This is a genomic window from Pseudomonas sp. S5F11 (assembly GCF_019641515.1).
Lineage (GTDB): Bacteria > Pseudomonadota > Gammaproteobacteria > Pseudomonadales > Pseudomonadaceae > Aquipseudomonas > Aquipseudomonas rhodesiae.
Genome location: NZ_JAIFJZ010000001.1, coordinates 789,135 through 803,718, shown reverse-complemented (window position 1 = coordinate 803,718; position 14,584 = coordinate 789,135). Strand labels below are relative to the sequence as shown.

The window sequence follows — 14,584 nt, the reverse complement described above, 5'->3', positions numbered from 1 at the left end:
TGGTCCAGGGACTGAAATACCGCCATCGGGGCAGGCGTCGCCGCCGATTTTGGCTGTGAGGCGTCAGGTCAAGCGAGATCGACCAGCACGATCTCACTGTCCTCAATGGCCGTAACCCGTAGCAGCTGTTCATCCTCAATCGCTAAGCCATCACGGGCTTGCGCCCGTACACCATTAACCTCAATCACCCCTGTAGCCGGCACCAGATACGCTCGGCGCCCGCCCTCCAGGCGGTACTCAGCGACTTCACCGGCTTTCAGATTCGCCGCCACCAGGCGCGCATCCGCACGAATGCGCAGGCTCTCGCTATCGCCGGCCTTGCCACTGGCCAAGGTGACGAAGCCTTCGCGCTCACCCTGTGGAAACGGCTTGGCGCCCCAGGATGGCGGCAGGCCTGCTTCATTGGGGATAATCCAGATCTGGAAAATCTGGGTCGGTGTGGCTTCCAGGTTGTATTCACTGTGGGCGATCCCCGTGCCAGCGCTCATGACCTGCACATCGCCAGCCTCGGTGCGGCCTTTATTGCCCAGGTTATCGGCGTGGCTGATGGCGCCTTCGCGGACATAAGTGATGATTTCCATATCGCGATGCGAGTGCTGGGGGAAGCCCGTGCCCGGGGCAATAATGTCGTCGTTCCATACCCGCAGGTTGCCCCAGTGCATGCGCTTGGGGTCGTAGTAGTCGGCGAAGGAAAAGTGGTGATGGGCGTCGAGCCAACCGTGGTGGGCGCCGCCCAGGGCGCTGAAAGGTCGCAGTTCAAGCATGATCGTCTCCTATGGATGGTGCCTATCATCCAGCAGCGCTTGATCGAGAAAAAGCGTAAAAAACGCTCCATTCTTATCGACTGATTCGATTGGATTGCCGCGTTTCAACTTTCACTTCATCGCCTAACTGCCTGATGGCACAGCAATTGGCTGGTACTGCGCGGCGATTCCGGCGACCATGGGGCACTGCTCACAGCCCAGCCCATTGCAGGAGTCCGCGTGTCGCAACAAAAGCCTGATCTGCCCCCAGAACTGCTACCCCTGGCTCAGATGCCCTTGTTCAAACGCCTGGCGGCGCGCCTGTTTGGTCATGGCCTGACCCGTCTGCGCGCCCAGCACCGGTTTTCCTGGCTGCACGGGCAAGCCGATGGTTTTCGCAGTGGGCATGAAGCAGGCGTGGAATACGGTTATCGCGAGGGCAAGGCCGATGGCATCGAGGAGGGGCGACAAGTATTGCTGATCCGCGATTTCCGCCCGGACGAGCACACAGCTCCCGGGATAGACGACAGCCTGTTCGATGACTGGCGCCTGCCGCTGACCGCCGACATCAAGAAGCGTATCAAGGCCGACGTCGCCCGTCTCTTACCGCCCCACGCTCAACCGAGTACGGCGCAGTGGAAGATGATCTTCAGCGAGACCCCCTCAACCTCGGTGATCGCCGGGGCTGGCGCGGGCAAATCCACGTCATTGGTGTTGCGTATTCTGCTGCTGACCCATTACCTGGGCTTCGAGCTCAGCTCGATGACCGTGGTGACGTTTACCCGCGAGTCACGCCAGGATTTCATTCGCAAGCTTATAGAAATTATGAGCCTGTGGGGCCAACCCCTTGATCCCAAAGAGGCACAGGCGGTGGTGCGCACCTTCCACTCGCGCATCCTGCCGATGGTGCGCAGCCTGCCGGGCTTCGAGCGTTTGCAGGCGTTCGAAAACCTCAATGCGGGCTTCGACGATGCCGACAGCAACCCGTTCGATCTGCGTATCAACGATGCCCAGCGCCAGCACCTGAACGCCTGCTACCAGCGTCTACATCGCCAGCATCCGCGTTTTCGCGAGTTGATCGCGCCGCTGGCGCGCCACGGGTTACAACTCAAAGAACTGGAGCGCGACCATCCGGACGTGCAGAAGCGCATGGCAGTGACTGAGCTGGCCGCCCAGCGTGACGAAGAGCTGTGCGATTTCATTGAGGACCTGTGGTTTCGCGCCGGGGCCTGGCCGATCAAGGGCATTGAGCCGAATCGCCAAACTGTTGAAATCAATGGCGCGCATTTCCACTGCCATGGCTACATTGCCGAATTGGACGCGTGGGTAGTACTGGGCTTCGACCCACGGGAAAACCCCCAGGTCAGCCGCCCCAATGCCAAGCTGTCAGTGCGCGCAGAGTGGGCGGTAAAGCGCACCCTGTTTCAAGCTTTCTGTCGTAAACCATTGATATGGCTAGATAGTTATGAATCATCCAAACGCATGCTCAGTTGCCTGGCCGACGATGCCAGTGCCGGGCCAGGGTTTGATTACAAGGTCAAGGGTGAGCTGACATCGGCGCCGCTGCTGGACTGTTTTGTCACGGCCGCAGGCTTTATCGAGAACCTCGGACTGGACGTGCCCAGCGCCGTAGGTCGCATGAGCTTCGCCAAAGATGACCCGGACCGCTTGTTCTTCGAAGCGTTGAGTATTTTCTGGAAGGCGTTGGAAGACCATTTGCTCGACCAGAAGCCACCGATCATGACCTACAACCGCATGTTCTCGCTGTTCGGCGAAAACACCCCGGAAAACCTCAAGCTGCTCAGCGACCCGCTGTTAAGGCCGTTGTCCCACTTGATGATCGACGAATTTCAAGACGTATCACCGCAAATCGTTGGATGGATTCGCGCCAGCCTGCGGGAGATCCGCAGTCGCGGCCCGGCCATGCACGTGGGGCGCGGCGCGCAATACTCGTCGTTGCTGTGTGTGGGTGATGACTGGCAATCGATCTACGGCTGGCGGGGCAGTTCGCCCAAGTACTTTATGGCCTTCGACCAGGAATTCCCGTCACCGAGCACCACCCGGGTGATGCTGAGCGAGAATTACCGCAGCCACCAGCACATCATCGACGCGGCAGAGCACATCGTGCGTGCCGCGCCGTCGATCCCGGGTAAGAAGGCCAAGGCCAGCGGTGCGCCCAAGGCTCTGGTGCCGGTCAATGTGCTTGAGCGTGACGATGCAGCATTGGGGCGACGCTTGCTGGAGCATTACCAGCGTGGCGAAACAGTGTTGATGCTGTATCGAAAAAGTAGCGATAAGTTATTGATTCAAGAGCATATTCAGTCTGTAGTTAATCTGGATTCTAGCTTGCCCGCTAACTCGCGTCGGCTCAAGCAACTGACCTTTCACAGTGCCAAGGGCCTACAAGCGGACACGGTTTTCCTGTTGGGGGATTGTCAGCACGTCACCCGCTCGCCGTATAAAAACCAGGTGTATCGCATGGCCGGACTGGGTAAGGACGGCGACAACGAGCCCTATGACACGGCGCAAAAGGACGAGGTGCTGCGCTTGGCGTACGTCGGCATCACGCGGGCGGTCAGCCATTGCTATTGGTACGTGGAGAAGCCCGAAGGCCAGGCGGCGAATATGCCCAGGGCCTCGGAGCGGGTGGATGGCAAAAAGGCGTTTTTCGACGATCACCGTCACTGAAGGCCTGATGCAGTGGCCCTGCGGTAGGGTGCATGCCCTCCCGGTGCTGTGAATCGGTTCAGGCTTGCAACGAGAGCGGCGGCACAAAGGATTCCAACTCATCCTCCACCGCCTCGATAATCCGCTCGACATCGGCGGCGTTCATCACCGTGGCGCAGGGGATACCGGCGATGGCGATCAGGGTTTCGCCGCTGGCGCGGTCGAACAGGCGGGCGACCATGCTGCCCGGCGCATCCATGCTGCCTTCAAAACCCATCGGATGAAAATGCCAGCGCATCAGCTGGCAGGCGTTGGGGAACGTCACTTTGTTCATGTTGCCCACCTTGTTCATTGAGCGCTTCCTTTAGCTCGCGGCAGGGGGCCAGGACCGTCACTGGTCGAGGCGTGTAGGACTTAAAAATAGCATTCGTTCGCAACGCCAATGTGACTTTTTTCGCCCCGTTCGGCGGTTGTTTGCCTTTCCCTTGACATGGATCATGCCCTGTCCAAAAGTTGGCTAAAGGCCATTATTCGCCTGCAGTGCCTGCACATTGAAGGCAGGGCGGAATTTCGGCAATCTCCACGCTTTATCCGCCCCCAGAGCCCTTTATGCCCGACATCGCCCCCGACGCCGACAGCCAGCTCACCCACGCCACGGGCGAACTGGTGCTGCGTCATCACCTTTGCTGGCGTCATCGCGACCTGGACGGAGTAATGGCCTACTACCATCCGGATATCCAATACCACGACTTTTTCCAGAACCGTGTGATCGGTTACGCAGAGCTACGCGAATATCTGCAGGCGAGCATGCCGCGTGCGGCGGACGAGGCGATCGAGCACACCGACCGCATCCGTGCCGATGGCGACACGGCGTTTATCCAGTACCGCATCACGCTGCGTGGGGGTCAGGGGCTGGTGTCCTTCCGCACCAGCGAGGCGATTACCGTGCGTGATGGGCTGATCTGGCGCGTCAATGAATACGCCTCGCTGGTGCATGAGCAACCGGCCCAAGCCCTGCGGCCCACGGTCAGCCGCCTGGGCCTGTCGCCCCAACAACTGGGGCATATGGCCAACGACTTGCAGCAGTATTTCGACAGCAAGCAACCCTATCTCGACCCGGAACTGGACTTGCAGCGGGTGGCCAAGGAATGTGGCTACAGCCGCAACCAGATTTCCTACTTGCTCAATCAGGTGCTGGGGCAGAGCTTCTACCGCTACGTCAACCAGGCACGCCTCCAGCATTTGCTGGCCGCGCTGAACACCGCCCAGGCGCCGATCAAGGTCGACGAACTGGCCTTTGCCGCGGGCTTCAATTCTCTCTCAGCGTTCTACAATGCCTTTCGGCAGCACACCGGCCAGTCGCCCAAGGCCTACGTCAAACAAATTTCTCTGCGTGCACGCGCGCAAGACAGCCCCTGACACCGCCCTCTAGGATCCCGTCTATCGAACCGCGGTAGAGGGAAGGGCATGTCGGCATGGCGCAATATCAGTTTATGGATGGATCAGGTGGGCGAGCCGCTGGTGGCGCGGCCATCCCTGACGCACGACCTGGATGTCGACGTGGCCATTATCGGCGCCGGTTACACCGGGTTGTGGACGGCCTATTACCTCAAGCGTCAGGCGCCGCAGCTGAACATCGCAATCATCGAGGCGCAAACCGCCGGCTTCGGCGCATCGGGCCGCAATGGTGGCTGGTTGATGGGCAACCTGTTGGGCGAAGACCGTCTGCTGGCCGGGCTGTCTGCTGAGCAGCGCCGTGCTTCCTTTGATTTGCTGCACGGCATCCCCGACGAGGTGGCCCAGGTACTGGCCCGCGAAGGCATCGACTGCGACTACCGCAAGGGCGGCGCGCTGTATTGCGCTGCGCGTTACCCCGAGCAGGAAACCAGCCTGCGCCGCTATCTGGACAAACTCTACGCCCAGGGCCTGACCGAAGCCGACTATCGCTGGCTGAGCCCGCAGCAACTGGCCGAGCAACTTCGCATCGCCAAACCTTATGGCGCGATCTACGCCCCCCATGTGGCGACCATCCAACCGGCCAGGCTAGTGCGCGGCCTGGCGCGGGTGGTCGAAGGCATGGGGGTCACCCTTTATGAAAACAGCCCCGTCACCCATTGGCAGTCCGGCAGCCTGCGCACTGATAAGGCCAGCGTACGCGCCACCTGGGTGGTGCCGGCTGTGGAGGGCTATGCCAACACCTTGCCACCTCTGGGCCGTTACCAACTGCCGGTGCAAAGTTTGATCGTCGCCACCGAGCCGCTGCCGAACAGCACTTGGGATGAGATCGGCCTCAGCCAAGGCCAAGCGTTCGGTGAGAGCAGCCGCCAAGTCACCTACGGCCAGCGCTCCGCCGACAACCGCTTGGTGTTCGGTGCGCGGGGCGGCTACCAGTTCGCCGGGAAGCTGCGCCATGACTTCGATTTGACCGACAGCGAAGTGCAACTGCGTCGCTACCTGTTTGGCGAACTCTTCCCACAGCTCAAGACCGTACGGATTACCCATTCCTGGGGCGGCAACCTGGGCATGTCGCGACATTTCCGACCGCACATGCTGTGTGATCAGCGCACCGGTGTCGCGTTGTCCGGCGGCTACGGCGGGGAGGGCGTCGGTGCCACCAACCTGGGCGGGCGCACCTTGGCCGACCTGATTCTGGGCCGTGACACGCCACTGACTCACCAACCCTGGGTGATCCCGGAGGGTGGTCTGGACGCCCTCAAGGCCTGGGAGCCCGAGCCGTGTCGCTGGCTGGGTTACAACGCGATCATCCGCAGTTTTGTCCATGAAGACCAGGTGTTGGCCAACCCCAACACCGCGCCCTGGCGGCGCAAGCTCGCCACGGGCGTGGCGGGGTTCATGGAAGGTTTTATGCACTAAGTCGTTTCATACACACGGGAGCCCCCATGAGCATCACTCAGTTCAAAGACGCGCTGAATGCGCATTTGCCGGATTCGTCCCCGGTCGCCGTGCCCTTGGGCGAGCCGATCGCGGTGGCGTCCACCTTGAGCGTCGAGCGCAACGACGGCGTCGAGACAGGCATCTGGCAATGCACCCCAGGCCGCTGGCGGCGCCAGATCCGCGCCCAGGAGTTTTGCCACTTTATACAGGGCCGCTGCACCTTCACCCCCGACAACGGTGAAACCCTGCACATCCAAGCCGGCGATGCACTGATGTTGACGGCCAACAGCACCGGAATCTGGGACATCCAGGAAACGGTGCGCAAGACCTACGTCTTGATGCTGTAACGCTTTGATCCTTGATCGCCTGCCATAACAACAGCCCTAAAACCGCCAGGAAATCGAACCATGAAAGCCATTGCCCTGTTGCCCTTGATGTGGGTGGCCTGCGTCAGCCAGGCCGCCGAAACGGTGAAAATCTACAACTGGTCGGACTACATCGCGCCGGACACCACCAAAAACTTCCAGAAAGAGACCGGCATCGGTTTTACCTACGACGTCTACGACAGCAACGAAACCCTGGATGGCAAGTTGATGACCGGTAAATCCGGGTATGACGTGGTGTTTCCCTCCAACCACTTTATGGCCCGGCAGATCCAAGGCGGTGCGCTGAAAAAACTCGATAAGAGCCAGTTGCCCAACTGGAAAAACCTCAACCCGGTGCTGCTCAAGGCCCTGGAAAACAACGACCCCGGCAATGCCCATGGCTTCCCGTACCTGTGGGGCAGTACCGGTATCGGTTACAACATCGACAAGGTCAAAGCCGTGTTGGGAGACAATGCCCCGGTGGATTCCTGGGACTTGATCTTCAAAGCCGAAAACATGGCCAAATTGCAGAAATGCGGCGTGGCGATCCTCGACAACGGCCCGGAACTGCTGCCGGCGGCGCTCAACTACCTGGGCTTGCCGCACCACAGTAAAAAGCCTGAGGACTACAAAAAGGCCGAAGCCCTCCTGATGAAAGTGCGCCCTTACGTGGCTTACTTTCACTCCTCGAAATACACCGCCGACCTGGCCAATGGCGATATCTGCGTGGCCGTCGGTTTCTCCGGCGACATCCTGCAGGCCGAAAGCCGCGCCAAAGAAGCCAAGAACGGGGTGAATATCGGCTACAACATCCCTAAGGAAGGCGCCGCGATCTGGTTCGACATGGTCGCCATGCCCGCCGACGCCCCCAATGAAGCGGCCGGCTACGCGTTTATGAACTACCTGCTGCGCCCGGAGGTGATGGCCAGCATCACCAACTACGTGCACTACGCCAACGGCAATCAGGCGGCGGATAGTTTGGTGGACCCGGCCATCAAGGCCGATACCAAGGTTTACCCAAACTCGGACATGATGGGCAAGTTGTTCGCCCTTGAAGCGATGCCGCTGAATATCGACCGTGTTCGTACGCGGGTGTGGAACACCATTCGCACCGGGCGCTGAGCCACTGTGGAGCGGGAAATCCCGCTCACCACAAGTACCCTTTTGCTTATGTCCCGGTATTGGGGGACAAGAGGGTTAATTCATTTAAGTAGTGGCGGTTTAATGTTGCCAATGACACCGTGACAATATAATCGCCCGCCTCTTGTGTGACGCTGTTCAAATTGAGCAGCGTTAAGGTTATTTAATATTTAAATAGGAGCGCTGTGTTTTTTGTCGGACGACAACCACCACGCCCAATGAATACGGCCTGAGACTTCCAAGTGTTGTTTGCGTTGCACTTATTCAGCCGGCAAATAGATGTAGACGGAAGATTTCAAGTTGTGTCAGTTTTCTTACGCCTTCAAAAGAGGCGAGTGATAGGACGATCTCGCCAGCGGGGTTCCTATCGACCAAAGACTGATGCACTTGCAAACAAGGAAGTACGTTTATGTCAAAAGTAAAAGACAAAGCTATCGTGTCACTGGCGCAAGCCAGCACCGCTTACTCGCAAATCGATAGCTTCAGCCATCTGTATGACCGTGGCGGCAACCTCACGGTCAATGGCAAACCGTCCTACACCGTCGATCAGGCAGCCACCCAGCTGCTGCGCGACGGTGCCGCGTATCGGGACTTCGACGGTAACGGCAAGATCGATCTGACCTACACCTTCCTGACCTCGGCCTCTTCGAGCACCATGAACAAACATGGCATCTCGGGGTTCAGCCAGTTCAACGCGCAGCAGAAAGCACAGGCCGTACTGGCCATGCAATCCTGGGCGGATGTGGCCAATGTCACCTTCACCGAGAAAGCCAGCGGCGGTGATGCCCACATGACCTTCGGCAACTACAGCGGTGGCCAGGACGGCGCGGCGGCCTTCGCCTACCTGCCCGGCACCGGCGCAGGTTACGACGGCACCTCGTGGTACCTGACCAACAGCAGCTACACGCCGAACAAAACCCCGGACCTGAACAACTATGGCCGGCAGACCCTGACCCACGAAATCGGCCACACCCTGGGCCTGGCTCACCCTGGCGACTACAACGCCGGGAATGGCAACCCGACCTACAACGACGCGTCCTATGGACAGGACACGCGTGGCTACAGCGTCATGAGTTACTGGAGCGAAAGCAACACCAACCAGAACTTCAGCAAAGGCGGCGTGGAAGCCTACGCCTCCGGCCCGCTGATCGACGACATCGCCGCGATCCAGAAGCTCTACGGCGCCAACTACAGCACCCGTGCCGGCGACACCACCTACGGGTTCAACTCCAACACCGGGCGTGATTTCCTCAGCGCCACCTCCAACGCCGACAAACTGGTGTTCTCGGTATGGGACGGTGGCGGCAACGACACCCTGGACTTCTCCGGTTTTACCCAGAACCAGAAAATCAACCTCAATGAAACCTCGTTCTCCGACGTGGGCGGCCTGGTGGGCAACGTGTCCATCGCCAAGGGCGTGACCGTGGAAAACGCGTTCGGTGGCGCGGGTAACGACCTGATCATCGGCAATAACGCGGCCAATATCATCAAAGGCGGGGCCGGCAACGACCTGATCTACGGTGGTGGCGGGGCGGATCAGCTATGGGGCGGTGCGGGCAGCGACACTTTTGTGTTCGGTGCCAGTTCCGATTCCAAGCCCGGTGCGGCGGATAAAATCTTTGACTTCACCTCCGGTGCGGACAAGATCGACCTCAGCGGCATCACCAAAGGCGCGGGCCTGACCTTCGTCAATGCGTTCACCGGGCATGCCGGCGACGCCGTGTTGAGCTACGCCTCAGGCACCAACCTGGGTACTCTGGCGGTCGACTTCTCCGGGCACGGCGTGGCGGATTTCCTCGTCACCACCGTTGGCCAGGCAGCGGTCAGCGACATCGTGGCGTGATGCACGGGCGCGGCGTTCCGGCGCCGCGCCTCCAGGATGGAGCATAAAGATGCAGCGTTTTTCCCTATTTTTAGTCGCCTGCGTGGTGCAGGCGATGTGCGTATCGGCAGGAGCCCACGCCATGGCGAGCAGTCTTGTTTTACCTTCCAGCGCCCAGCTGGCCGGGCATTGGCAGATGCAGCAACAGGATCAGGTATGCGCCCTGGACTTGATCGAACAGGCCAACGCCTTGAGCGGCGACGTTGGCTGTGTGGCGCAATGGTTGGGCGATAAGCCCTTGAGCTGGTCGCCGACCCCCGACGGGATCTGGCTGGTGAACGCCGAAGGCACGGGCATCACTCACCTGAACCGGCAGAAAGAAGGCGAGTATCAGGCTAAGACAGCAACCGGCGCTGTAGTGAGACTGCACCGTAAACCTTAGTTGCAGTTATAACGCTATAACCCGTACTTATTAGTTGGCCACTCCTTATATAAGGGGTCGGGGCAACTATTGCGTGTCGTTTGGTTCAAGGAAGAGCAGAAGATATGGCAAAGCCCCATGCCGTCGCGCCGTTATTCAAAGCGCTGGGTGAATACAAGAGCATTCTGATCAGCATCGGCTGTTTTACCGCGTTGATTAATCTGCTGATGCTGGTGCCGTCGATTTATATGCTGCAAGTGTATGACCGGGTGCTGTCCTCCCAGAATGAAACCACTCTGGTGATGTTGACGCTGATGGTCGTCGGCTTCTTCGCGTTTATTGGCACCCTGGAAGTCATCCGCAGTTTTATCGTGATCCGCATCGGCAGCCAGTTAGAGCGGCGTTTCAACTTACGCGTGTATAAAGCTGCGTTCGAACGCAACCTGCAACGTGGCCAGGGGCATGCCGGGCAATCCCTGGGGGATTTGACCCATATCCGCCAGTTCATCACCGGGCCGGCGCTGTTCGCGTTTTTCGATGCGCCGTGGTTTCCCATCTACCTGTTTGTGATTTTCCTGTTCAACGTGTGGCTGGGCGTGCTGGCCAGTGCCGGCGCATTGCTGCTGATCGGCCTGGCGTGCCTGAACGAATACCTGACCAAAAAACCTTTGGGTGAGGCCAGCGGTTACTCGCAGCAGTCGACCCAACTGGCGACCAGCCATTTGCACAACGCCGAAACCATCCAGGCCATGGGCATGCTCGGCGCGCTACGCCAACGCTGGTTTGCCGTGCACTCGCAATTCCTGGGCCTGCAAAACAGCGCCAGCGACACCGGTTCGGTAATCACCTCCCTGAGTAAATCCCTGCGTCTGTGCCTGCAATCCTTGGTGCTGGGCTTGGGTGCGTTACTGGTAATCCGTGGCGACATGACCGCCGGCATGATGATTGCCGGTTCCATCCTCATGGGCCGGGTGCTCAGCCCCATCGACCAGTTGATTGCGGTATGGAAGCAATGGAGTTCGGCCAAGCTGGCGTATCAGCGCCTGGACGCATTGCTGCGCGAATTCCCCCCTGAGGTCGAGCAGATGGCCTTGCCGGCGCCCAAGGGCCAGGTGAGTTTCGAGCAGGTCAGCGCCGGCCCGCCGGGTCAGCGCAATGCAATCTTGCATCACGTCAGTTTCACCCTCGGTGCCGGCGAAGTGCTGGGGGTGCTGGGTGCGTCGGGCTCCGGCAAATCGACCCTGGCCCGCGTGCTGGTGGGCGTGTGGCCGACCCTGGCCGGCACGGTGCGCCTGGACGGTGCGGATATCCACCGCTGGGACCGCGACGACCTCGGCCCGTATATCGGCTACTTGCCCCAGGACATCGAATTATTCAGCGGCAGCATCGCCGACAACATCGCACGCTTTCGCGAGGCCGACCCCGAGCAAGTGGTGCACGCCGCGCAGCAGGCCGGTGTGCATGAATTGATCCTGCGCTTGCCCCAGGGCTATGACACGGTACTGGGAGACAACGGCGGCGGCCTGTCCGGTGGGCAAAAGCAACGTGTGGCCCTGGCCCGCGCCTTGTACGGCGCACCGCGCTTGATCGTGCTGGACGAACCCAACTCCAACCTCGACACCGTCGGCGAAGCGGCACTGGCCAGTGCCATCGTGCAGATGAAGGCCCAGGGCAGCAGCGTGGTGCTGGTCACCCATCGCTCATCGGTGCTGGCCCAGGCCGACAAATTGCTGGTGCTTAACGAAGGGCGCTTGCAAGCCTTTGGGCCGAGCCAGGACGTGCTGCGCGCATTGTCCGGCCAACAGGAAGCGCCGAAGGAAAAACCCGGCGTGAGTTTCAGTCGTCAGTACCAGGCCGGAAGGAATCCAGGCGCATGAGCAGTATCACTCTTGAACAACGCGACGCCGGTTTCTTTGTGCGTATGGGCTGGCTGCTGACGGTGGTCGGCGCGGGCGGTTTCTTCCTGTGGGCCAGTCTGGCGCCGCTGGATCAGGGCATTCCGGTGCAGGGTACGGTAGTCGTGTCCGGCAAGCGCAAAGCCGTGCAAACCCTCAGCCCTGGTGTGGTCAGCCGCATCCTGGTGCGCGAAGGCGAGGTGGTCAAACAAGGCCAGCCGCTGTTCCGCCTCGACCAAACCCAAAGCCAGGCCGATGTGCACTCGCTGCAAGCCCAATACCGCATGGCCTGGGCCAGTGTGGCGCGTTGGCAGAGCGAGCGGGATAACCAGAGCAGCGTGACATTCCCCGCCGAACTCAGCGCCAACCCCGACCCGGCCCTGGCGCTGGTGCTGGAAGGTCAGCGCCAACTGTTCAGCAGCCGTCGCGAAGCGTTTGCCCGCGAACAAGCCGGCATCCGCGCCAATATCGACGGTGCCGTGGCGCAACTGGGAGGCATGCGCCGCGCGCGCAGCGACCTGACCGCCCAGGCTCAGTCCCTGCGCGAACAACTGAGCAACCTGCAACCCCTGGCCGACAACGGCTACATCCCGCGCAACCGCTTGATGGAGTACCAGCGTCAGCTGTCCCAAGTGCAACAGGATCTGGCGCAGAACAGCGGCGAAAGCGGCCGGGTGGAGCAGGGCATTGTCGAGTCCCGCCTCAAGCTGCAACAGCACCGCGAGGAATATCAGAAGGAAGTGCGTAGCCAACTGGCCGATGCGCAGTTGCGCAGCCTCACCCTGGAACAGCAACTGACCTCCGCCGGTTTCGACCTGCAACACAGCGAAATCACCGCGCCGGCCGATGGCATCGCGGTCAATCTGGGCGTGCATACCGAAGGCGCCGTGGTGCGCGCCGGCGAAACCCTGCTGGAAATCGTGCCCCAGGGCACGCGTCTGGAAGTGGAAGGGCATCTGCCGGTGCACCTGGTGGATAAGGTCGGCACCCATTTACCGGTCGATATTCTGTTCACCGCCTTCAACCAGAGCCGTACACCCCGGGTGCCGGGGGAGGTCAGCCTGATCTCCGCCGACCAGATGCTCGATGAAAAAACCGGCGCACCTTATTACGTGCTGCGCACGCGTGTGAGCGACGCGGCGCTGGAAAAACTCCACGGTCTGGTGATCAAACCGGGCATGCCCGCCGAGATGTTTGTGCGCACCGGCGAGCGCTCATTGCTCAATTACCTGTTCAAGCCCTTGCTGGATCGTGCCGGCTCGGCGTTGACCGAGGAATGAGCATGAGAACCCTGTTCTTCGCCTTGCTGCTCACCTGCGCCAACGCCCAGGCGGCCATGGGCCCGTTCGATGTGTACGAGCAGGCCCTGCGCAATGACCCGGTGTTCCTCGGCGCCATCAAGGAGCGCGACGCCGGCCTGGAAAACCGCACCATTGGCCGCGCCGGGCTGCTGCCACGGCTGTCGTATAACTACAACAAGGGGCGCAACAACTCCCAGGCCACCTTGCCTGATGGCCGTGGCGGCAATTATCACGACGACCGCAACTACAACAGCTACGGCTCCACCTTCAGCCTGCAACAGCCGTTGTTCGACTACGAGGCTTACGCCAACTACCGCAAAGGCGTGGCTCAGGCGCTGTTCGCCGATGAAAGCTTTCGCGACAAAAGCCAGGCCTTGCTGGTGCGGGTGCTGACCTATTACACCCAGGCGCTGTTCGCCCAGGACCAGATCGACATCGCGCGGGCCAAGAAAAAAGCCTTTGAGCAGCAATTCCAGCAGAACCGGCACCTGTTCCAGCAAGGCGAGGGCACCCGCACCGACATCCTGGAAGCCGAATCGCGCTATGAGCTGGCTACCGCCGAGGAGATCCAGGCGCTGGATGAGCAGGACGCCTCTCTGCGCGAACTGGGCGCGTTGATCGGCGTGCCGAGCGTCGATATCCACGACCTGGCGCCGCTGAATCAAGGGTTTGCCGCCTTCACCCTGACCCCGGCCAATTACGACACCTGGCATGAGCTGGCGATCAGCAATAACCCGGTGTTGGCGTCCCAGCGCCAGGCCCTGGAAGTGGCGCGTTACGAAGTGGAGCGCAACCGCGCCGGGCACTTGCCCAAGGTCACGGCCTACGCCAGTTCGCGCCAGCAAGAGTCCGACAGCGGCAACACCTACAACCAGCGCTACGACACCAACACCATCGGCGTGGAAGTCAGCGTGCCGCTGTATGCCGGCGGCGGCGTGTCGGCGTCCACGCGCCAGGCCAGCCGCGCCATGGAACAGGCCGAATACGAGCTGGAAGGCAAGACCCGCGAAACCCTGATCGAACTGCGGCGCCAGTTCAGCGCGTGCCTGTCAGGGGTGAGCAAGCTGCGCGCGTACCAGAAGGCCCTGGCGTCGGCCGAAGCCCTGGTGGTGTCGACCCAGCAAAGCATCCTCGGTGGCGAGCGGGTCAACCTCGACGCGCTGAACGCCGAGCAGCAGCTCTACAGCACCCGCCGCGACCTGGCCCAGGCGCGCTACGACTACCTCATGGCCTGGACCAAATTGCATTACTACGCGGGCAACTTGCGTGACACCGACCTGGCCAAAGTCGACGAGGCCTTCGGCCCGGTGAACCCACGCCCATAACAATAAGGAC

At 60.6% G+C, this 14,584-nt stretch carries 12 protein-coding genes; 10 read left to right on the top strand and 2 right to left on the bottom strand.

The genetic code is table 11. The features are described from left to right. Positions 1-68: 68 nt before the first annotated feature. A complete protein-coding gene (locus tag K1567_RS03485) occupies positions 69-764 on the bottom strand; it encodes a pirin family protein (protein ID WP_220698140.1) in 696 nt (231 codons plus the stop codon). A 219-nt stretch (positions 765-983) separates the two neighbouring features. Here K1567_RS03485 and K1567_RS03480 point away from each other — a divergent pair, with 219 nt between their 5' ends. Beyond that, complete coding sequence (locus tag K1567_RS03480) at positions 984-3,431, top strand: UvrD-helicase domain-containing protein (RefSeq protein ID WP_220698139.1); 2,448 nt, start codon at positions 984-986, stop codon at positions 3,429-3,431. Positions 3,432-3,489: 58 nt separating this feature from the next. On the opposite strand, the gene K1567_RS03475 is transcribed toward K1567_RS03480, so the two are convergent. Further along, positions 3,490-3,762 (bottom strand): DUF1652 domain-containing protein, encoded by a 273-nt coding sequence (locus K1567_RS03475; protein WP_034097780.1) that lies wholly within the window; start codon positions 3,760-3,762, stop codon positions 3,490-3,492. 257 nt (positions 3,763-4,019) lie between these two features. Between K1567_RS03475 and K1567_RS03470 the strand changes: the two genes are divergently transcribed. The 9 genes from K1567_RS03470 to K1567_RS03430 all read left to right on the top strand — a co-directional run bounded on the left by K1567_RS03470 (position 4,020) and on the right by K1567_RS03430 (position 14,574). Then, on the top strand, positions 4,020-4,829 hold the full coding sequence (locus tag K1567_RS03470; RefSeq protein WP_034097782.1) for an AraC family transcriptional regulator: 810 nt from the start codon (positions 4,020-4,022) through the stop codon (positions 4,827-4,829). Between the two features lie 48 nt (positions 4,830-4,877). After that, positions 4,878-6,284, top strand: coding sequence for an FAD-binding oxidoreductase (locus K1567_RS03465; protein ID WP_220698138.1), 1,407 nt, complete (start codon positions 4,878-4,880; stop codon positions 6,282-6,284). A gap of 26 nt (positions 6,285-6,310) precedes the next feature. Then, positions 6,311-6,652, top strand: a complete 342-nt coding sequence (locus K1567_RS03460; RefSeq protein ID WP_220698137.1) for a cupin domain-containing protein — start codon at positions 6,311-6,313, stop codon at positions 6,650-6,652. Positions 6,653-6,712: 60 nt separating this feature from the next. Next, positions 6,713-7,792, top strand: coding sequence for a polyamine ABC transporter substrate-binding protein (locus K1567_RS03455; protein ID WP_220698136.1), 1,080 nt, complete (start codon positions 6,713-6,715; stop codon positions 7,790-7,792). A 427-nt stretch (positions 7,793-8,219) separates the two neighbouring features. Next, entirely contained in the window at positions 8,220-9,653 is a 1,434-nt protein-coding gene (locus K1567_RS03450; protein WP_184336458.1) for a serralysin family metalloprotease, read from the top strand. Between the two features lie 49 nt (positions 9,654-9,702). Then, on the top strand, positions 9,703-10,074 hold the full coding sequence (locus K1567_RS03445) for an AprI/Inh family metalloprotease inhibitor (RefSeq protein WP_220698135.1): 372 nt from the start codon (positions 9,703-9,705) through the stop codon (positions 10,072-10,074). A 104-nt stretch (positions 10,075-10,178) separates the two neighbouring features. Next, positions 10,179-11,930 (top strand): type I secretion system permease/ATPase, encoded by a 1,752-nt coding sequence (locus K1567_RS03440; RefSeq protein WP_220698134.1) that lies wholly within the window; start codon positions 10,179-10,181, stop codon positions 11,928-11,930. Further along, positions 11,927-13,228, top strand: a complete 1,302-nt coding sequence (locus tag K1567_RS03435; RefSeq protein ID WP_034138121.1) for an HlyD family type I secretion periplasmic adaptor subunit — start codon at positions 11,927-11,929, stop codon at positions 13,226-13,228. Before K1567_RS03440 ends, K1567_RS03435 begins: the two co-directional genes overlap by 4 nt. A 2-nt stretch (positions 13,229-13,230) precedes the next feature. After that, on the top strand, positions 13,231-14,574 hold the full coding sequence (locus K1567_RS03430) for a TolC family outer membrane protein (RefSeq protein ID WP_034097797.1): 1,344 nt from the start codon (positions 13,231-13,233) through the stop codon (positions 14,572-14,574). Positions 14,575-14,584 lie beyond the last annotated feature (10 nt).

What these genes read in the sequence shown, in the direction of transcription:
- K1567_RS03470 (WP_034097782.1), top strand. Translation starts at nt 4,020, where the DNA reads ATGCCCGACATCGCCCCCGACGCCGACAGCCAGCTCACCCACGCCACG.
- K1567_RS03430 (WP_034097797.1), top strand. Translation starts at nt 13,231, where the DNA reads ATGAGAACCCTGTTCTTCGCCTTGCTGCTCACCTGCGCCAACGCCCAG.
- K1567_RS03455 (WP_220698136.1), top strand. Translation starts at nt 6,713, where the DNA reads ATGAAAGCCATTGCCCTGTTGCCCTTGATGTGGGTGGCCTGCGTCAGC.
- K1567_RS03460 (WP_220698137.1), top strand. Translation starts at nt 6,311, where the DNA reads ATGAGCATCACTCAGTTCAAAGACGCGCTGAATGCGCATTTGCCGGAT.
- K1567_RS03445 (WP_220698135.1), top strand. Translation starts at nt 9,703, where the DNA reads ATGCAGCGTTTTTCCCTATTTTTAGTCGCCTGCGTGGTGCAGGCGATG.
- K1567_RS03465 (WP_220698138.1), top strand. Translation starts at nt 4,878, where the DNA reads ATGTCGGCATGGCGCAATATCAGTTTATGGATGGATCAGGTGGGCGAG.
- K1567_RS03485 (WP_220698140.1), bottom strand. Translation starts at nt 764, where the DNA reads ATGCTTGAACTGCGACCTTTCAGCGCCCTGGGCGGCGCCCACCACGGT.
- K1567_RS03450 (WP_184336458.1), top strand. Translation starts at nt 8,220, where the DNA reads ATGTCAAAAGTAAAAGACAAAGCTATCGTGTCACTGGCGCAAGCCAGC.
- K1567_RS03440 (WP_220698134.1), top strand. Translation starts at nt 10,179, where the DNA reads ATGGCAAAGCCCCATGCCGTCGCGCCGTTATTCAAAGCGCTGGGTGAA.
- K1567_RS03475 (WP_034097780.1), bottom strand. Translation starts at nt 3,762, where the DNA reads ATGAACAAGGTGGGCAACATGAACAAAGTGACGTTCCCCAACGCCTGC.
- K1567_RS03435 (WP_034138121.1), top strand. Translation starts at nt 11,927, where the DNA reads ATGAGCAGTATCACTCTTGAACAACGCGACGCCGGTTTCTTTGTGCGT.